12 protein-coding genes are annotated in these 18,999 nt (G+C 71.5%); 2 read left to right on the plus strand and 10 right to left on the minus strand.

Annotated elements, in window-relative coordinates:
* Positions 1-247 precede the first annotated feature (247 nt).
* The 9 genes from ACIPSC_RS37110 to eccD form a co-directional block, all read right to left on the minus strand.
* Entirely contained in the window at positions 248-1,933 is a 1,686-nt protein-coding gene (locus ACIPSC_RS37110; protein ID WP_400834144.1) for a ribonuclease J, read from the minus strand.
* A gap of 170 nt (positions 1,934-2,103) precedes the next feature.
* On the minus strand, positions 2,104-3,003 hold the full coding sequence (gene dapA, locus ACIPSC_RS37115) for a 4-hydroxy-tetrahydrodipicolinate synthase (protein ID WP_400834147.1): 900 nt from the start codon (positions 3,001-3,003) through the stop codon (positions 2,104-2,106).
* 214 nt (positions 3,004-3,217) lie between these two features.
* The gene (thyX, locus tag ACIPSC_RS37120) at positions 3,218-3,949 is read right to left on the minus strand and encodes an FAD-dependent thymidylate synthase (RefSeq protein WP_400834150.1); all 732 of its coding nucleotides are present in this window, start codon (positions 3,947-3,949) and stop codon (positions 3,218-3,220) included.
* Positions 3,946-4,431, minus strand: a complete 486-nt coding sequence (locus tag ACIPSC_RS37125) for a hypothetical protein (protein WP_400834153.1) — start codon at positions 4,429-4,431, stop codon at positions 3,946-3,948. Before ACIPSC_RS37125 ends, thyX begins: the two co-directional genes overlap by 4 nt.
* A 25-nt stretch (positions 4,432-4,456) precedes the next feature.
* Complete coding sequence (gene dapB / locus ACIPSC_RS37130; RefSeq protein WP_400834156.1) at positions 4,457-5,203, minus strand: 4-hydroxy-tetrahydrodipicolinate reductase; 747 nt, start codon at positions 5,201-5,203, stop codon at positions 4,457-4,459.
* A gap of 14 nt (positions 5,204-5,217) precedes the next feature.
* Positions 5,218-6,570 (minus strand): M16 family metallopeptidase, encoded by a 1,353-nt coding sequence (locus ACIPSC_RS37135; RefSeq protein WP_400834159.1) that lies wholly within the window; start codon positions 6,568-6,570, stop codon positions 5,218-5,220.
* Positions 6,571-6,676: 106 nt separating this feature from the next.
* Positions 6,677-8,884, minus strand: coding sequence for a polyribonucleotide nucleotidyltransferase (locus ACIPSC_RS37140; RefSeq protein WP_400834162.1), 2,208 nt, complete (start codon positions 8,882-8,884; stop codon positions 6,677-6,679).
* 465 nt (positions 8,885-9,349) lie between these two features.
* Positions 9,350-9,640, minus strand: a complete 291-nt coding sequence (gene rpsO, locus ACIPSC_RS37145) for a 30S ribosomal protein S15 (protein ID WP_238741294.1) — start codon at positions 9,638-9,640, stop codon at positions 9,350-9,352.
* Positions 9,641-9,814: 174 nt separating this feature from the next.
* Entirely contained in the window at positions 9,815-11,272 is a 1,458-nt protein-coding gene (gene eccD, locus ACIPSC_RS37150; protein WP_400834165.1) for a type VII secretion integral membrane protein EccD, read from the minus strand.
* A gap of 422 nt (positions 11,273-11,694) precedes the next feature.
* Here eccD and eccCa point away from each other — a divergent pair, with 422 nt between their 5' ends.
* Both eccCa and ACIPSC_RS37160 read left to right on the plus strand, forming a co-directional pair.
* Positions 11,695-15,642, plus strand: a complete 3,948-nt coding sequence (gene eccCa / locus ACIPSC_RS37155; protein ID WP_400834168.1) for a type VII secretion protein EccCa — start codon at positions 11,695-11,697, stop codon at positions 15,640-15,642.
* A 502-nt stretch (positions 15,643-16,144) separates the two neighbouring features.
* Positions 16,145-17,560 carry an APC family permease gene (locus ACIPSC_RS37160; RefSeq protein WP_400834171.1) on the plus strand — a complete coding sequence of 472 codons (1,416 nt, stop codon included), beginning with the start codon at positions 16,145-16,147 and terminating at the stop codon, positions 17,558-17,560.
* A 106-nt stretch (positions 17,561-17,666) separates the two neighbouring features.
* Here the strand turns inward: ACIPSC_RS37160 and mycP are convergent, their stop codons facing one another.
* The gene (mycP, locus tag ACIPSC_RS37165; RefSeq protein ID WP_400834174.1) at positions 17,667-18,896 is read right to left on the minus strand and encodes a type VII secretion-associated serine protease mycosin; all 1,230 of its coding nucleotides are present in this window, start codon (positions 18,894-18,896) and stop codon (positions 17,667-17,669) included.
* Positions 18,897-18,999 lie beyond the last annotated feature (103 nt).

An 18,999-nucleotide genomic window follows, 5' to 3' on the forward strand; every position in this document is an offset into this window, starting at 1 on the left:
CGGCTTTCACACCGGCCCTCCGGGCGCTTCGTTCTTTCGTGTTTCCAGCTTATCAGACGTTTTCCGCTCCGTTTTCCGGAGTTTCATTCATCCGATTTGCTTCGGCCTTTCGGCGCTCCCGAACTCTATCAGAGTTTCTCGGGCCGTTTTCCCGCTCACCACTCGAAATTCGATTCGAGGGGTTCTGCAGGGGCCGTCCCGTGGGGCAACCCGGAGAACATTACGCACCGGGTTGCCCCACGTCAAATCACACCTCGACGACGACCGGCACGATCATCGGGCGGCGACGGTAGTTGTCCGCCACCCACTTGCCGATGGTCCGGCGGACCAGCTGCTGCACCTGGCGGATCTCCAGGACGCCGTCGCTCGCCGAGCGGTCCAGCGCCTCCTGGAGCTTGGTCGCCACCGGGACGAACGCGTTGTCGTCGATGCCCGATCCGCGGGCCTGGATGGTCGGGCCGCCCACAATCTTGCCGTTGGTGGAGTCGACCACCACGAAGACCGAGATGAAGCCCTCCTCGCCGAGGATCCTGCGGTCCTTGAGCGAGGCCTCGGTGATGTCGCCGACCGAGGAGCCGTCGACGTAGACGTAGCCGGCCTGCACCTTGCCGACGATGCGGGCGACACCGCCCTCCAGGTCGACGCAGACGCCGTCCTCGGCGATGACCACGCGGTTGCGCGGCACGCCGGTGAGGACGCCCAGGTCGGCGGCGGCCCGCAGGTGGCGCCACTCGCCGTGCACCGGCATCAGGTTGCGCGGCTTGCAGATGTTGAAGAAGTACAGGAGTTCGCCGGCCGAGGCGTGGCCGGAGACGTGCACCTTGGCGTTGCCCTTGTGCACGACCTTGGCGCCCCAGCGGGTCAGGCCGTTGATCACCCGGTAGACGGCGTTCTCGTTGCCGGGGATCAGCGAGGAGGCGAGGACGACGGTGTCGCCCTCGACGATGCGGATCTGGTGGTCGCGGTTGGCCATCCGGGACAGCGCGGCCATCGGCTCGCCCTGCGAGCCGGTGCAGATCAGCACGACCTCCTTCTCCGGGAGGTCGTCCAGCTGCTTGACGTCGACGATCAGGTTTCCGGGCACCTTCAGGTAGCCGAGGTCGCGGGCGATGCCCATGTTGCGCACCATCGAGCGGCCGACGAAGGCGACCTTGCGCTTGTACTCGTGCGCGGCGTCCAGCACCTGCTGGATGCGGTGCACGTGGCTGGCGAAGGAGGCGACGATGATCCGCCGGTCGGCGTTGGCGAAGACGTTCCGCAGCGCGGCGGAGATGTCCCGCTCGTGCGGGATGAAGCCGGGGACCTCGGCGTTGGTGGAGTCCACCAGCAGCAGGTCCATGCCCTCCTCGGCCAGCTTGGCGAAGGTCGGGAGGTCGGTCAGGCGGCCGTCGAGCGGCAGCTGGTCCATCTTGAAGTCGCCGGTGGCGACCACCATGCCGGCGGGGGTGCGCACGGCGACGGCCAGGGCGTCCGGGATGGAGTGGTTGACCGCGATGAACTCGCAGTCGAAGGGGCCGATCCGCTCGCGATCGCCCTCGGCGACCTCCAGGACGTAGGGGCGAATGCGGTGCTCGGCGAGCTTGGCCTCGATCAGGGCGAGGGTGAGCTTCGAGCCGATCAGCGGGATGTCCGGGTTCTCCCGGAGCAGGTACGGGACGGCGCCGATGTGGTCCTCGTGGCCGTGGGTCAGGACGATGCCGTCGACCTTGTCCAGGCGGTCCCGGATGTAGGTGAAGTCCGGGAGGATCAGGTCGACGCCGGGCTGCTCGTCCTCGGGGAAGAGAACGCCGCAGTCCACGATGAGGATGCGGTCCCCGTACTCGAAGACCGTCATGTTGCGGCCGATCTCGCCGAGGCCGCCGAGCGGAGTGATGCGGAGGGCGCCCTCCTTCAGGGCCGGAGGCGCGCCGAGTTCGGGATGCGGGTGGCTCAAAAGACTCTCCTCACGACGCACGCCATATGCCCGGGGTCCTCCCCCGCGAGACATATGGCGTGCGTACTCAGTGTCGGTTTCCTATTGGGTCGGTGCTCTCGCGCCTTCGTCCGGTTCAGCGGCAGACCTCCGGGAGGTCCGGCGAGCCGGGGCGCGCACGTCTGTGTCTGCTACAGGTTTACCCCGCCTGCGGCGAGATCCTTCTTCAATTGGACGATCTCCTCGGCGGTCGCGCCGACCAGCGGAAGCCGCAGCGGTCCGGCGGGCAGGCCCTGGAGCTCCAGCGCGGCCTTGGTGAGGATCACGCCCTGGGTGCGGAAGATACCGGTGAAGACCGGGAGCAGGCTCTGGTGGATCGCCGTGGCCTTGGACACATCGCCGGCCAGGTAGGCCTCGATCATGCTGCGCAGCTCGCCGGCCACCACGTGCCCGACCACGCTCACCACACCGACGGCTCCGACGGAGAGCAGCGGCAGGTTGAGGATGTCGTCGCCGGAGTACCAGGCGAGGTCGGAGCGGGCGATCGCCCAGGCGGCGGCGCCGAGGTCGCCCTTGGCGTCCTTGTTGGCGACGATCCGCGGGTGCTCGCCGAGCCGGACCAGCGTCTCGTGGCTCAGCGCCACGCCGCTGCGGCCGGGGATGTCGTAGAGCATCACCGGCAGCTCGGTGGCGTCGGCGATGTGCGTGGTGTGCCGGTACAGGCCCTCCTGCGGGGGCTTGCTGTAGTACGGGGTGACGACGAGCAGGCCGTGGGCTCCGGCGGCCTCGGCCTGGCGGGCCAGATCGGCGCTGTGGTGCGTGTCGTTGGTGCCGACGCCGGCCACCACGTGGGCGCGGTCCCCCACCGCTTCCACCACGGCGCGGACGAGGTCGGCCTTCTCGGCGTCGCTGGTGGTCGGGGACTCGCCGGTGGTGCCGTTGACGACGAGGCCGTCGTTGCCGGAGTCGACGAGGTGTGCGGCGAGGCGCTGGGCGCCGTCGAGGTCGAGCCCGCCGTCAGCGGTGAACGGCGTCACCATCGCGGTCAGGACCCGGCCGAAGGGCGTCTGGGGGGTGGAGGTCGGAGCCATGCGTCCAAAGCTACTCGTAGGCGGTGGGGCGGTACCCAGGCCGGTCCAGGGTTCGGACAGGTGTAGCGCACGGGCGGCGGAAACGTGGGATTCCGGTGCTGCATGCTCGGGGGTTCATGCAGCACCGGAATCCGTGTCACGAGCGTAGGGAGCGGCCAGAAAAGCCGCAATCCAGACATGCCAGGCAAGCCGCCCATATGCCTGTCACCCCAGGTCAGGGGGCGACTCGGCCGTGCTTCTCGAAGGCCGCATGGGTGAGCGGCATGAGCCGGGCCCACTGCTCCTCCATCTGCTCGGCGACCATCTCGATCTCGCGCTGCGGGAAGGACGGCACGGCGGCGTTCTCCTTCTTGGTCCGCAGCGACAGGAAGTGCATCAGCGAGCGGGCGTTGCAGGTCGCGTACATGGAGGAGAAGAGGCCGACCGGCAGCACCGCCCGGGCCACCTCGCGGGCGACGCCGGCGTCCAGCATCTCCCGGTAGCGCCCGTACGCCTCGCGGTAGGCCGTCTCCATCGCCCCGGTGACGGTCTTGTGCTGCTCGGGGGTGCCCTCGACGAACTCGTAGCGGCCCGGGCGGCCCTCCTGGACCAGCTTGCGGTCCTCGCCCGGCACGTAGAAGACCGGCTGCAGCTCGCGGTAGCGGCCGGACTCCTCGTTGTACGACCAGCCGCTGCGGTGGCGGTGGAACTCGCGGAAGACGAAGATCGGCGCGCTGATGAAGAAGGTCATCGAGTTGTGCTCGAACGGCGTGCCGTGGCGGTCCCGCATCAGGTAGTTGATCAGGCCCTTGGACTTCTCCGGGTCCTGCTGGAGCGCCTCCAGGGACTGCTCCCCCGCCGTCGAGACCCGGGCCGCCCAGATGACGTCCGAGTCGGCCGCGGCGCTGCGGACGAGCTCCACGGTCACGTCGCTGCGGAACTGGGGGGCCGTCGGTTCGTCGCTCACGCGCTGCTCCTCGCAGGGTTGTCGATGGTGGTGCGGGTGGTGCCGGTCGTGCGGTGCAGCCGGATCGCGTGCTGCATGGTCTTGCGGGCCCGGGGGGTGTCGCCGGCGTCGGCGTAGGCGACCGCGAGGCGGAAGAAGGTCCGCCAGTCGCCGGGGGCCGCCTCGGCCTCGGCCTTGCGGCGGGCGAACACCTCGTCGGCGGAGTCCCGGTCGATCCGCCCGCCGGCGGTGCGCTTCAGCTCGTCCACCGGCAGGCCGCCCTCGGCCTCCAGCTCGCGGGCCAGCCGCTCGCTGTCGCGCCCGAAGCGGACGGTCTGGCGCAGGAACCAGATGCCGATCACCGGGATGACGAAGGCGCAGAGCCCCATGCCGATGCCGAGCGGCTTGCCGGTGGCGATCAGCTGGACGCCCTCGCCCACGCAGATCAGCGCCACCAGCAGCAGCACGCCGGCGAGGACGAAGAAGCCGGTACGGGAGGTCACGTCGTACTCCAGGGGGCCGGCACGGTCACAGGTCCAGGAAGTTCTCAAGGCCCAGGGTGAGCCCGGGGGTCTCCACGACCTTGCGCACGCCGAGCAGGATGCCCGGCATGAAGCTGCTGTGGTGCAGCGAGTCGTGCCGGATGGTGAGGGTCTCGCCGGTGTCGCCGAACATCACCTGCTGGTGGGCGAGCAGGCCGCGCAGCCGGACGGCGTGCACCGGCACCCCGTCCACGTCGGCGCCGCGGGCGCCGGGCAGGCTGTGCGTGGTCGGGTCCTGCTGGCGCGGGCGGCCGGCCTCGGCGCGGGCCGCGGCGATCAGCTGCGCGGTGCGGGTGGCGGTGCCGCTGGGCGCGTCGGCCTTGCGGTCGTGGTGCAGCTCGACCACCTCGACCGACTCGAAGTACTGGGCGGCGGTCTGCGCGAACTTCATGCCGAGCACGGCACCGATGGAGAAGTTCGGGGCGATCAGCAGGCCGAGCCCCGGTGCCTCGTCGAGCCAGCCGCGGACGGTGGCGAGCCGCTCCTCGGTCCAGCCGGTGGTGCCGGTGACCACGTGGATGCCGTGGTGCAGGCAGTAGTCGAGGTTGGGCAGCACCGAGTCGGGGTGGGTCAGCTCGACGGCGACCTGCACTCCGGCCTCGGTGAGCTCCTCCGGCTTGGACTCCCGGCCCAGGGCGGCGACCAGCTCCAGGTCGGGCGCGGCCTCGACAGCCTTGACCGCCTCGGAGCCGATCCGGCCCTTGGCGCCGATCACGGCGACACGCAGCGTCATGGTGAGTGTTCCCTTCAGGCCAGCAGGTCGGCGAGCCTGGCGGCCCGCTTGTCGGTGATCGGGCCGATCAGCGCCAGCGACGGCCGGTGGGCGCCGAGCACGTCGCGGGCCACCTCGTGGACGTCCTCCAGGGTGACGGCCGCTATCTTCGCGAGCATGTCGTCGACCGAGAGGTGGTGGCCGTAGCTCAGCTCGGCCTTGCCGATCCGGTTCATCAGCGAGCCGGTGTCCTCCATGCCGAGCACGGTGGAGCCGGAGATCTGGCCGATCGCCCGCTGCAGCTCCTCCTCGGTGATGCCGTCGGCGACCACCTTGGCGAGCTCCTCGCGGCAGATCCGCAGCACCTCCTCGACACGCTTGGGCTGGCAGCCGGCGTAGATGCCGAAGAGGCCGCTGTCCGCGTAGGACGAGGAGTAGGAGTACACCGAGTAGGCCAGGCCTCGTTTCTCCCGGACCTCCTGGAAGAGCCGCGAGCTCATGCCGCCGCCGAGGGCCGCGTTGAGCACGCCCATCGCCCAGCGGCGCTCGTCGTGCCGGGGCACACCGGGCACGCCGAGCACCAGGTGGGCCTGCTCGGTGCCGCGGTTGAGCACCTCGACCTTGCCGGCCGTGCGCAGCGCCTTGACGCCGCGCCGGGCCTCGGCGGGGCCGGCGTCCGACTTGGCCAGCAGCGGGGCGAAGGCGCGCTCGACCTGCCGGACGACCTTGCGGTGGTCCAGGTTGCCGGCCGCGGCGACGACCAGGTGCTCGGGCCGGTAGCGGCGGTGGAAGAAGCCGGCGATCTGGTCCCGGGTGAGCGCCTTGATGGTCTCCTGGGTGCCGAGGATCGGGCGGCCGAGCGGGCCGCTGCCGAAGATCACCTTGGCGAAGAGGTCGTGCACCACGTCGCCCGGGTCGTCCTCGGCCATCGCCATCTCTTCGAGGATGACGCCGCGCTCGGCCTCCACGTCCTCGGGGCGGATCAGCGAACCGGTGAGCATGTCGCAGACCACGTCGATGGCCAGCGGCAGGTCGGTGTCGAGCACCCGCGCGTAGTAGCAGGTGTTCTCCTTCGCGGTGAAGGCGTTCATCTCGCCGCCGACCGCGTCCAGGGCGGCCGAGATGTCCAGCGCGCTGCGCCGCTCGGTGCCCTTGAAGAGCAGGTGCTCCAGGTAGTGGGTGGCCCCGTTCAGCTGCGGGGTCTCGTCCCGCGAGCCGACGCCGACCCAGATGCCGAAGGTCGCGGAGCGCACCGTCGGAAGGGTCTCGGTGACGACCCGCAGGCCGCCGGGGAGGACGGTGCGGCGCACCGTGCCGGCGCCGTCCGCGCCCTTGAGCAGGGTCCGGGTGGTGCCGGGGCGCTGCTTCGCCGCCGAGGCGTGGGCCACGGGGGTACCTCCGTAGAAAGCATGGGTGAACAACCGGGTGCGGCCCGCACGCCGACGGGGGCGTGCGGGCCGCGACCGGGCTCTAGGAATGGGGGCTAGCGGCGCTTCACTCGGAAGCGGCCTCGCCGCCCTCCTCGCCCTCGATGACGGGGATCAGGGAGAGCTTGCCGCGCGGGTCGATCTCGGCGATCTCGACCTGGACCTTGGTGCCGACGCCGAGCACGTCCTCGACGTTCTCGACGCGCTTGCCGCCGGCCAGCTTGCGGATCTGCGAGATGTGCAGCAGGCCGTCCTTGCCCGGCATGAGCGAGACGAACGCGCCGAACGTCGTGGTCTTGACCACGGTGCCCAGGTAGCGCTCGCCGACCTCCGGCATGGTCGGGTTGGCGATCTGGTTGATCGTCGTACGGGCAGCCTCCGCCGAGGGGCCGTCGACCGCACCGATGTAGATGGTGCCGTCGTCCTCGATGGTGATGTCCGCGCCGGTGTCCTCCTGGATCTGGTTGATCATCTTGCCCTTGGGGCCGATGACCTCACCGATCTTGTCCACCGGGATCTTGATGGTGATGATGCGCGGCGCGTTCGGCGACATCTCGTCGGGCGCGTCGATGGCCTCGTTCATCACGTCGAGGATGTGCAGGCGGGCGTCGCGGGCCTGCTTCAGCGCGGCGGCCAGCACCGACGCCGGGATGCCGTTGAGCTTGGTGTCCAGCTGCAGCGCGGTGATGAAGTTGCGGGTACCGGCGACCTTGAAGTCCATGTCGCCGTACGCGTCCTCGGCGCCCAGGATGTCGGTCAGCGCGACGTAGTGGGTCTCGCCGTCGATCTCCTGCGAGATCAGGCCCATGGCGATGCCGGCGACGGCGGCCTTCAGCGGCACACCGGCGTTCAGCAGCGACATGGTGGAGGCGCAGACCGAGCCCATCGAGGTGGAGCCGTTGGAGCTGAGCGCCTCGGAGACCTGGCGGATCGCGTAGGGGAACTCCTCGCGGGTCGGCAGCACGGGCAGGATCGCCCGCTCGGCCAGCGCGCCGTGGCCGATCTCGCGGCGCTTGGGCGAGCCCACGCGGCCGGTCTCGCCGACCGAGTACGGCGGGAAGTTGTAGTTGTGCATGTAGCGGCGACGCGTCTCCGGGGAGAGCGTGTCGAGCTGCTGCTCCATGCGGAGCATGTTCAGCGTGGTGACGCCCAGGATCTGGGTCTCGCCGCGCTCGAACAGGGCGGAGCCGTGGACGCGCGGGATGGCCTCGACCTCGGCGGCCAGGGTGCGGATGTCGGTGACGCCGCGGCCGTCGATGCGGACCTTGTCCTTGATGACGCGCTCGCGGACGATCTTCTTGGTCAGCGCGTTGTAGGCGGCGCTGATCTCCTTCTCGCGGCCCTCGAACTCCGGCAGCAGCTTCTCGGCGGCCAGCGCCTTGACGCGGTCGAGCTCGTTGTTGCGCTCCTGCTTGCCCGCGATGGTGAGGGCCTGGGCGAGCTCGTCCTTGACGGCGGCGGTCAGCGCGGCCAGCACGTCGTCCTGGTAGTCCAGGAAGACCGGGAACTCGCCGGTCGGCTTGGCGGCCTGGGCGGCCAGCTGGGCCTGGGCGGCGCAGAGCACCTTGATGAACGGCTTGGCGGCGTCCAGACCGGCGGCGACGATCTCCTCGGTCGGGGCCTCGGCGCCGTCGGCGACCAGCTTGATGGTCTTGTCGGTGGCCTCGGCCTCGACCATCATGATCGCGACGTCGCCGTCCGGCAGGACGCGACCGGCGACGACCATGTCGAAGACGGCCGACTCCAGCTCGCTGTGGGTCGGGAAGGCCACCCACTGGCCCTTGATCAGCGCGACGCGGACGCCACCGATGGGGCCGGAGAACGGCAGGCCGGCCAGCTGGGTGGAGGCGGAGGCGGCGTTGATGGCCACCACGTCGTACAGGTGGTCCGGGTTGAGGGCCATCACGGTGACGACGACCTGGACCTCGTTGCGCAGGCCCTTGACGAAGGACGGGCGCAGCGGGCGGTCGATCAGGCGGCAGGTGAGGATGGCGTCCTCGGAGGGCCGGCCCTCACGACGGAAGAACGAGCCGGGGATGCGGCCCGCGGCGTACATCCGCTCCTCGACGTCGACGGTCAGCGGGAAGAAGTCGAAGTGCTCCTTCGGCTGCTTGGACGCGCTGGTGGCCGACAGGACCATGGTGTCGTCGTCGAGGTAGGCGACGGCGGAGCCGGCGGCCTGGCGGGCCAGACGGCCGGTCTCGAAGCGGATGGTACGGGTGCCGAAGGAACCGTTGTCGATCACGGCCTCGGCGTAGAACACGTTCTCTTCCACCTGGAAGATCTCCTCTTTCGTACGTCTCCGGGAGAGCGCCCCCGCGCTAGCCTGCCGGTGGCCCTGGACCCTCTTGCGCAGAGGGAGGCAGTCGGGCCGGTCTTCGATCGAAGCCTCCGGCGGGCCCCGCTCGTCTGCGGGGCTTCCGGCGGCCACTACCGAGGACCGGCGCCTCTCGGCTGCCGGGCCTGGACGGGCGGTCCGCGTCTGGGCGCTCTCTCGGATGCGGGCGGCTTCCGTTTGAAGCCTTCGTCCCGCGGGGGGTCTGGGTCTTTCCGCCTGGGTGGCGCGGTGTCGCGCCATCACCCGGCATGCCCACAACCCTACGGTGCAATCCTCGGCCACCTGGGGAGGTGCGCGCGAGTTGTTATGCGCGGTCGTGTGTCCGGTGCTCCGCCGGCACCGGCCGCGGCATACGCGCGAGGGGCGGCTCCCCGGTGTGGGGAGCCGCCCCGAGCGGCGGTCTTAGCGGGCGCCGCCGGCGGCACCGCGGCGGATGCCCAGGCGGTCGACGAGCGTACGGAAGCGCTCGATGTCCTTCTTGGCCAGGTACTGCAGCAGGCGGCGACGCTGGCCGACCAGGATCAGCAGGCCACGGCGCGAGTGGTGGTCGTGCTTGTGGGCCTTCAGGTGCTCGGTCAGGTCCGAGATGCGACGGGAGAGCATGGCCACCTGGACCTCGGGGGAGCCGGTGTCGCCCTCCTTGGTGCCGAACTCGGCGATGATCTGCTTCTTGACGTCAGAGGCGAGAGCCACTGCAACTCCTTCGAGGTGATACCGAGCGGTCCTGGTCTACGGCACAGGACTCTGTGAGAACTCGGTGTCGCGACTGAGTGCGGCCTGCGGTCTGCGACCCACCGGGGGCGGACACACGGCTGCACTCGAAAGGCAAGCGTACCAGTGCCGCCCCGCGGCCCGTCGGCGGCCCGGTCAGCCGGTGGCGCCGCGGACCAGGGTGTAGATGTCGAGCACGGCGAGCGCCAGCGGGACGAGGGCGATCAGGGTGAGGCTGTCGACCAGGTCCAGGATGCGCCCCCAGAAGGGGGAGACGCCGAGCCGGGGCACCACCAGGGCGATGGCGGTGAGCACCGCGGCGCCGAAGGCGATCGAGGTTCCCAGCCAGATGGTCCGCAGGTCGACCTCGGTGGCGCTGGCGGCCTTGAGGATGAACAGCGGGGTGTGCAGGGAGAGGCCGACGATCAGCAGCGACAGGCCGATCAGCCCCGCGATGGTGAGGCTGAAGACCTGCGCGGTGTAGCGGAAGAGCCGGGCGCGCAGCATGGTGGCGATGCCCAGGGTGAGCGCGAGCAGCTCCGGGAAGAGCGCGTCGGTGAAGCCGAGCACGGCGCAGGCGCCGACGATCACCGCGGCGCAGCCGCCGACCAGGCCGACGAGGACCTCGTGGCCGCGGCGGGCCTGGTGGGCGATCCGCTCGTACTGGACGGCCTCGGCGCGGCCGGCCTCCTCGTCGTAGTCGCGGCTGCGGGTGCGGGTCTGGCCGGGGGCGCTGAAGCCGACGGGCAGCCGGGCGAAGCGGGCGGAGAGGCCGGGCAGGAAGCCGATCACGGCGACGGCGGCGACGCCGGTGACGGCGGCGATGTGGCCGACCGGGGTGCCGGGCAGCAGGACGGCGGCGAAGGTGGCGAGTGCGCCGGCGGCGGCCACGAAGGCGGCGGCGACGAACAGCGAGTCGCGTTCGGGCAGCAGGCCGACCAGCAGCACGGCGACGACGAGGACGGCGACGCAGCCGGTGAGGAACTGCAGCCGGCCCGGGCCGTCCCAGGCGTGGGCGGGCGCGATGACGCCGCTGCCGCCGATCATGGCGTGCGGGAGGGCGCCGAGGCCGAGGGCGAGCGCGGCCCAGGCGTCCTGGTAGACCCGGGCGCGGACGCCGGCCAGGGCGGTGAGCACCACGGCGGTGACGCCGGAGAGCACGCCGGGCAGGCCGTGCATGTCGTGGCGCAGGTCGGAGAACCAGAGCGCGAAGCCGAGCAGGGTGAGCAGCACGCCGGCGCCGATGAGGCCGAAGGCCCGCATCAGCTCGGGGCTCCAGAACCGGCGGTCGGCCTCGACGGCGGTGGCGATGGCGTCGGCGACGTCGTCGTAGACGGCCGGCGGGAGCGATTCGGCGAACGGGCGCAGGCTGAGCAGGTCGCCGTCGCGGACCTGCTGGGCGGCGAGCGGCAGGCCGCTGTCGAGGACGGTGCCATCGCGCCGGACGAGGTGGAAGCCGGTCGGCGCGCCGTCGGGCTGGGTCTGGCCGGACAGGCGCAGCACCTCGGGGTAGACGTCCGCGAGCGGGACGTCCTCGGGCAGGGCGACGTCGATCCGGCTGTCCGGTGCGACGACGGTGACCCGGCAGAAGCCGGTGGTGGCGGACGTGGTCATGCTGACACCTCGCCGGCGTTCATCGCGCACCCCTCGATCGCTCGACGCACTGGGCGCTCCCCCTTGTTGACGGTGCCGCCTGCGGGCGGCGGTCGGTCTCCTGCTGCACTGCGCGGGCGCCGGGCCGGGGAACTGGTCCGATCCGGCCTTGAGTTGGCGCGGCGTTACCCTACCCGCTCCGTTCCCGGGCCCGGTCGGGCAGGGGCGGGTGGGGTGCCGCCGGTGGGTCGCCGGGGGCGACCAGTAGGATCGGCCCCTGCGCAAGGCGACGGGGGCAAGGAGCCGCGCTCCTCCCCGGGGCGCCTGCGGTCGGCGGAGCGGGGGCGGCGTCACACGGGGCGCCCTCACCCGTACGTATCCAGTTGCGTGAGGGCTGATGCCGAAGTGAACGAGCTGTCCGTTCGAGGCTGCGGGGTGGGAGCATGAGCGTGATCACGGTCAAGCGCCCGGCGCGGGCCTATCCCCCGGCGGTGCCGGACGAGCCGGTGGAGTTGGTCACGCCACCCGAGTTGCCCCGGTCGGGCGGCGAGGACTGGCTGATGAGCATCCTTCCGATGCTCGGCATGGGCGGTTCGGCGGTGTTCTTCTTCTCGCCCGGCGCCGCGGCCCCGATGAAGATCATGGGCGGTCTGATGATCGTCTCGACGGTCGGCATGGCGCTGGCCCAGATCGTGCGGGCGCGCAAGGGCGGCTCGACCGCCACCGCCGACGAGCGCCGCGACTACCTGAAGTACCTGCAGCAGATGCGCCGCCAGGTGCGCCGCACGGCCGAGCGCCAGCGCGGCGCCCAGCTGTTCCTCAACCCGGAGCCGGACCAGCTCTGGTCGATCGTCGCGGACGGCCGGCGGATCTGGGAACGCCGCAGCGGGGACGCCGACTTCGCGCAGATCCGGGTCGGCCGCGGGCCGGTGCAGCTGTCGACGCCGCTGGTGGCGCCGCAGACCGCGCCAATGGACGAGCTGGAGCCGCTCTCCGCGGCCGCGATGCACACCTTCCTCAAGGCCCACGGCACCCTGCAGGACCTGCCGTTGGCGGTGTCGCTGCGCGCCTTCTACCACATCACGGTGTGCGGGGACCCGGACACCGTGTACGGCAACGTGCGGGCGATGATCGCCCAGTTGACGACGCTGCACTCGCCGGACGACCTGCTGGTGACGGTGGCCGCGGCGCCGGGCGCGGTGGAGGAGTGGGAGTGGACCAAGTGGCTCCCGCACAACCAGCACCGCAAGGAGAACGACGGCGCGGGCTCGCGGCGGCTGATCGCGACCGGCCTCGGTGAGCTGGAGTACCTGCTCCAGGACGAACTGGCGGGCCGCCAGCGGTTCGTGCGGGACGCCGCGCCGACGACGGAGCAGCCGCACATCGTGGTGGTCATGGACGGCGCCTCGGTGCCGCACGACTCGCTGCTGGCGGGCCCGGAGGGCGTGCACGGGGTGACCATCATCGAGGTGGTCCCGGGCGACCTGGACGAGCCGACCGGCCACCTCATCGTCACGGTGAGCCCGGAGCAGCTGGTGCTCCGCTCGGCCTCGGGCGCCACCTACTCCGGCAAGCCGGACACCCTGTCGGCCTGGCAGTCGGAGGCGCTGGCACGGCAGTTGGCGCCGTACCGGATCTCGGCGGGCGGCGACGACGAGCCGTTGCTGTCCAACCTCGACTTCACCGACCTGATGAGCTCGGGCGACCCGGGCTCCTTCGACGTGTCGCGCAGCTGGCGGCCGCGGGCGCAGCACGAGAAGCTGCGGGTGCCGATCGGGGTCGGGGCCGGCGGCGAGCACGTCTACCTGGACATCAAGGAGGCGGCGCTGGAGGGCATGGGCCCGCACGGCCTGTGCGTCGGCGCGACCGGCTCCGGCAAGTCGGAGCTGCTGCGCACTCTGGTGCTGGCGCTGGCGATGACGCACTCCTCGGAGATCCTGAACTTCGTCCTCGCCGACTTCAAGGGCGGCGCGACCTTCGCCGGCATGGCGGACATGCCGCACACCTCCGCGGTGATCACCAACCTGGAGGGCGAGCTCACCCTGGTCGACCGCATGCGGGACGCGATCGAGGGCGAGCTGAACCGCCGCCAGGAGCTGCTGCGTTCGGCGGGCAACTACGCCAACCTGCACGAGTACGAGCGGGCCCGCGCGGCGGGTGCGGCGCTGGACCCGCTGCCCTCGCTGGTGCTGATCATCGACGAGTTCTCCGAGCTGCTCACCGCGAAGCCGGACTTCATCGAGATGTTCATCCAGATCGGCCGGATCGGCCGTTCGCTGGGCGTGCACCTGCTGCTGGCCTCGCAGCGCCTGGAGGAGGGCAAGCTGCGCGGCCTGGACACCTACCTGTCGTACCGGATCGGTCTGCGGACCTTCTCGGCGGCGGAGTCGCGGGCGGCGCTCGGGGTGCCGGACGCGTACCACCTGCCGCCGGTGCCGGGTGTCGGCTACCTGAAGTTCGGCACCGACGTGATGGACCGGTTCAAGGCCGCGTACGTCTCCGGGCCGTACCGGGCGCCGGGCCAGCAGCGCGCGACCGGCGGGCGGCTGGTGACGGTGCAGCCGGTGCTGTTCACCGCGGCGGAGGTGCCGGTGCTGGAGCCGCCGGTGCAGGAGGTCGAGCCGGTGGCGGAGGAGCCGGACGACGCGCTGGTGGACACCGTGCTGGACGTGTTCGTGCAGCGGATGGCGGGGCAGGGCCCGGCCGCGCACCAGGTGTGGCTGCCGCCGCTGGACGAGGCGCCGAGCGTGGACCAGCTGCTGCCGCCGCTGCAGGCGACCGCCGAGCGCGGTCTGACCTCGCCGGGCTTCGGTGCGCTGGGCCGGCTGGAGGTGCCGGTCGGCATCGTGGACCGGCCGCGCGACCAGCGGCGCGACGTGCTGCACCAGAACTACTCGGGTGCGGCCGGCCACGGCCTGATCGTGGGCGGTCCGCGCTCCGGCAAGTCGACGCTGGTGCGCACGACGGTGACGGCGTTCGCGCTGACCCACACCCCGCTGGAGGCGCAGTTCTACCTGCTGGACTTCGGCGGCGGCGGCTTCCAGTCGCTGCAGGACCTGCCGCACGTCGGCGGGGTCGCGGGCCGGCTGGACGTCGAGAAGGTGCGCCGCATGATCAGCGAGGTGCACGGGGTGCTGAACCGGCGCGAGGAGCTGTTCCGGGCGACCGGGATCGACTCGATCGCGACGTACCGGGCCCGCCGGGCGGCCGGGCAGCTGCCGGACGAGCAGTTCGGCGACGTGTTCCTCGCGATCGACGGCTGGAACACCTTCAAGCAGGAGTTCGAGATGCTGGAGGGGGTGATCGGCGACATCGCGCAGCGCGGTCTCGGCTACGGCGTCCACGTGATCATCACCGCCGCCCGCTACGCGGAGGTCCGCCCGGCGCTGAAGGACCTGCTGCAGAACCGGACCGAGCTGAAGCTCGGTGACGCGATGGAGTCCGAGGTGGACCGGAAGGTGGCGCAGAGCGTGCCGTCCATGCCGGGCCGCGGTGTCACGCCGGACCGGCTGCACTTCCTCTCCGGCCTGCCGCGGCTGGACGGCTCGAACTCGGTGGACGACCTGCAGGACGGCGTGGCCGGGCTGGTCGCCGCGGTCAACGCGGCCTGGACGGGCCCGCGCGCGCCGCAGGTCCGGATGCTGCCGGCGGTGCTGGACGGGCACTCGCTGCCGAAGGGCTTCGAGCACCCCGAGCGCGGGGTCTCGTTCGGCGTGGACGAGGTGGAGCTGGCGCCGGCCTTCGTCAACTTCGAGACGGACCCGCTGTTCATCGTCTTCGGCGACACCGAGTCCGGGAAGTCCGCGCTGCTGCGGATGCTGATCAAGCAGATCACCGAGCGGTACACGCCGGACCAGGCGGGCATCGTGGTCGGCGACTACCGGCGCGCACTGCTCGGCGTGGTGCCGCAGGAGTACCTGGTGGAGTACGCGGCCGCGCAGCCGGCCATGACCAGCATCGTGGAGATGCTGCGCGGGGCCTGCTCGCGCCGTCTGCCGGGCCCGGACGTGACCGCCGAGCAGCTGCGCAACCGCAGCTGGTACAGCGGCAAGGACATGTTCGTGATCGTGGACGACTACGAGCTGGTGGCGACGAGCTCGGGCAACCCGCTGGGGCCGCTGGCCGAGTTCCTGCCGTTCGCGCGGGACATCGGCCTGCGAGTGATCATCGCCCGCAGCGCCGGCGGTGCCGGGCGCTCGCTGTACGAGCCGGTGATGCAGCGGATGCGGGAGCTGGGCGGCCAGGGCGTGATCCTGTCCGGGAACAAGGACGAGGGCGCGCTGCTGGGCACGGTCAAGCCGCAGCCGCTGCCGCCGGGCCGCGGCGTGTTCGTCTCGCGCCGGGCGACCAACGGCCAGATGGTCCAGACGGGCTGGCTGCCGTCGGCCTAGTCCGGTCCGGGCACGGCCCGGTATGCGTGGCCGCCTCCGGCGGCGGTCACGGACGGTGATCGAAGGGCCGGGCTCCTCGGGAGCCCGGCCCTTCGGCGTCCCACGTGCCGAAACGTTACCTAGATCTTTCGGGCCCACCGCTGCGGTTCCCGTACCCGGCCGGCCGGCCCCGGGGCCGGCCGACGGCGCCTGGGCGAGCCAGACCCACACCGGGGCAGCGCCTTCGAAAGGCTGGCCGCAATCCGCGGTTCACCTTGGATTCAAGCGCCATGTGGGGAAGGTAACAAGTCGGACATATATCGCAATGACCATGAGTGATCATCGGATCGCATGTTTATGCCCTCGGCCGCAACGGATTCCGAAGCATTTCCGCCATTGACGCACTCTTTACGGCCAAGGTTCCATGGCGACCCGGGAGCGACAGGACCGAGACCGACAGCACCAGCCAGCGGAGGCGATACCGCTCCCACTCCAGGACCGCCCAGAGTCGATCGGATGCCAGATGACCGACACGCTTCGCCCGCCACGCGCCGTAGCCCCCGCCACGGCCGCCGAGGGCGCGAACGCCTCCCCCCAGACGCTCAAGCGCTCGATCGGCGTCGTCGGCGGCACCCTCCTGACGCTCTCCTGCGTGACCCCGGCGTCCACGCTCTTCGTGATCGTCCCCGAGCTGTTCTCCAGCATCGGCAGCGCCACCGCGCTGGCGATCGCGATCGGCTCGGTGCTCTGCATCGCGGTCGCCTTCTGCTACTCCGAGCTCGGCACCCTGATCCCCAGCGCCGGCGGCGAGTACGCGATGGTCGGCACCCTGGCGGGCCGGCTGGCCGGCTGGCTGGTCTTCGTGCTCTCGCTGATCGTGGTGCTGATCGTCCCCTCAGTGATCGCCCTCGGCACCGCCGACTACCTCGCCCCGGTGCTGCACGTCGACAAGGCGATCGCCGGCGCCGCGGTGATGCTCGCCGCCACCCTGGCCGGCCTGCTGGACCTGCGCGCCAACGCCTGGATCACCGGCATCTTCCTGGTCCTGGAGGTCGTCGCGGCCGGCGTCGTCTCGGTGCTCGGCTTCGCCCACGCCAACAGCGGCGCCCCGAGCATGCTGCACGGCGTGGTCGCCGGTGAGGACGGCGCCGTCACCACGGTGAGCATCGGCGCCATCGTCGGCGCGCTCGGCATCGCCCTCTTCATCACCCAGGGCTTCTCCACCGCGGTCTACCTCTCCGAGGAGCTGGAGAACCCCCGCCGCAACGTCTCGCGCACCGTGCTCTGGACGCTGGCCATCTCCGCCGCCGTCATCCTCGTCCCGGTCGCCGCCATCACCATGGGCGCCCCCGACCTGGCGACCCTGAGCTCCGGCGACATCTCCGGCCTGGTCACCGCCTGGAGCAACTCCGCCGTCGGCACCTTCATCAGCCTCTGCGTCGCGCTGGCCATCATCAACGCCGGCATCGTCATGGTGATCCAGAACTCCCGGGTGCTGTTCGCCTCGGCCCGCGACAAGGCCTGGCCCGAGCCGGTCAACAAGGCCTTCGCCACCCTCGGCCGGTTCGGCTCCCCCTGGGTCGCCACCCTGGCCGTCGGCCTGCCGGGCGCCGCGCTCTGCTTCGTCAAGGGCGAGCTGCTCAGCGAGATCACCGGCGTCGCCGTCACCGGGATGTACCTGCTGGTCGCCGTCGCCGCACTGCTGTCGCGCCGCAACCACCACAAGCACGCCGCCGCCTGGCGGATGCCGCTCTGGCCGGCCGTCCCCGCGCTGCTGATCGTGGTGCTGGTCTACATCATCACCCAGCTGGACACCGAGCCGCTGCTGTGGACCGGCGGCATCACCGCCGCCGCCACCCTCTACTGGCTCTTCTACCTGCGTCCCCGGCAGGCCACCCACTGGGTGATCACCCTCCCCGAGGACCAGCAGCAGGCCTGAGGCGCACCGACCACCACCGCTCCCCCACACGGAAGTGCCCCGGGCTCCCCCTCGCCCGGGGCACTTCCGTCGTCCGCGCGCGAGGCGGAAGGAAGGATCTTGCGGGTCAGTCCGCGGGGGTGGTGCGGCGGCGGTCGCGCAGGACGACGCCGCCGCCGATGAGCAGGGCGACGAGCAGGGCGCCGATGCCCAACACGTAGGTCGCGGTGCGGCGGTCGCGGTCGGCCTGGGTCTCGCCGAGGCCGACCGGCTGCGGCACGATCGGGGCGGCGGCCAGCTCGACCGGCTTGTCCTCGGTGGCGGTCTCCGGGGCCACGTCGGGCGCCTTGGTGACGGCCTTCACCGGGTCCACCACGCCCCAGCCGACGTACTCGTTGGCCTTGTGGTCGGTGCGCTGCGCGGTCTGCTCGATCCAGGCCCGGACCTGCCGCGGCTTCCACGAGGGGTGCGCGCCGACCAGCAGCGCGGCCAGCCCGGCGACGTAGGGCGCGGCGAAGCTGGTGCCGTTGTCGACGCACTGGCCGCCGTGCGGGACGGTGGAGAGCATGTCGACGCCGGGGGCGGCGACGTCCACGAAGTCGCCGTACTGGGAGAACGGGGCGCGCTCGTTGTTGCGGTCGGAGGCGCCGACGGCGAGCACGGTCGGGAAGGCCGCCGGGTAGGTGTCGCCCTTCTTCCCGTCGTTGCCGGTGGAGGCGACCACCACGACGTTGCTGGCCTCGGCGGCCTCGACGGCGGCCTTCAGCTCCGCGTAGCCGGCGAACTTGGTGTCGCCCGCGCCGCGCACGTCCTGGGAGATGTTGATGACCTTGGCGCCCTTCTGGACCGCCTGGTTGATCGCGTCCACCAGGGTGTGGACGTCGCCGCTGCCCTCCGCGTCGTTCTGGCGCAGCGACAGGATGGCGGCGTCCGGGGCGAGTCCGACGAAGCCGGTCTGGTCGCTGCGCGCGGCGGCGACGATGCCGGCCACCTTGGTGCCGTGGCCGACCGGGTCGACGTTGCCGCCGCCCTCGGGCTTGCGGCCGTCCTTCTCCTTCAGCAGCGAGCCGCCGTCGGTGACCTTCTTGGCCAGCTGCGGGTTCTGGTCGTCCACGCCGGTGTCGATGACCGCGACCATCACGCCCGCACCGGTGGTCCGGCCGCCCTGCCAGAGCTCGTCGAGCACCATGCGCTGCAGCGACCACGGCACGGCCTGCACGTTCTGGGCGCTCTTGGAGCAGTCGCCGGCCGCGGCGATGCCGGGCCCGTCCGCGTACGCCGGGGCGGCCAGCGGACCGCCGAGCACCGCGAGCGCGGCCACCGCCGCGGCCGCCTTCCGGTACGTGACCACGGACACCCTGCCACCCCTCATGTCGTCCACCCGTGTTGCGCGCCAGGGGCGGGTGCCCGTGGCTCGGGCACCCGCCCCTCGGCGGAGTCCTACGCGCCCCTGACGGGGC

The sequence above is a fragment of the Kitasatospora sp. NPDC090091 genome (assembly GCF_044747365.1).
Taxonomy (GTDB): domain Bacteria; phylum Actinomycetota; class Actinomycetes; order Streptomycetales; family Streptomycetaceae; genus Kitasatospora.

Excerpts from the sequence above, each read along its gene's own strand:
- dapA (WP_400834147.1), bottom strand. The coding sequence starts at position 3,003 with ATGGCTCCGACCTCCACCCCCCAGACGCCCTTCGGCCGGGTCCTGACC.
- dapB (WP_400834156.1), bottom strand. The coding sequence starts at position 5,203 with ATGACGCTGCGTGTCGCCGTGATCGGCGCCAAGGGCCGGATCGGCTCC.
- eccD (WP_400834165.1), bottom strand. The coding sequence starts at position 11,272 with ATGACCACGTCCGCCACCACCGGCTTCTGCCGGGTCACCGTCGTCGCA.
- eccCa (WP_400834168.1), top strand. The coding sequence starts at position 11,695 with ATGAGCGTGATCACGGTCAAGCGCCCGGCGCGGGCCTATCCCCCGGCG.
- ACIPSC_RS37160 (WP_400834171.1), top strand. The coding sequence starts at position 16,145 with ATGACCGACACGCTTCGCCCGCCACGCGCCGTAGCCCCCGCCACGGCC.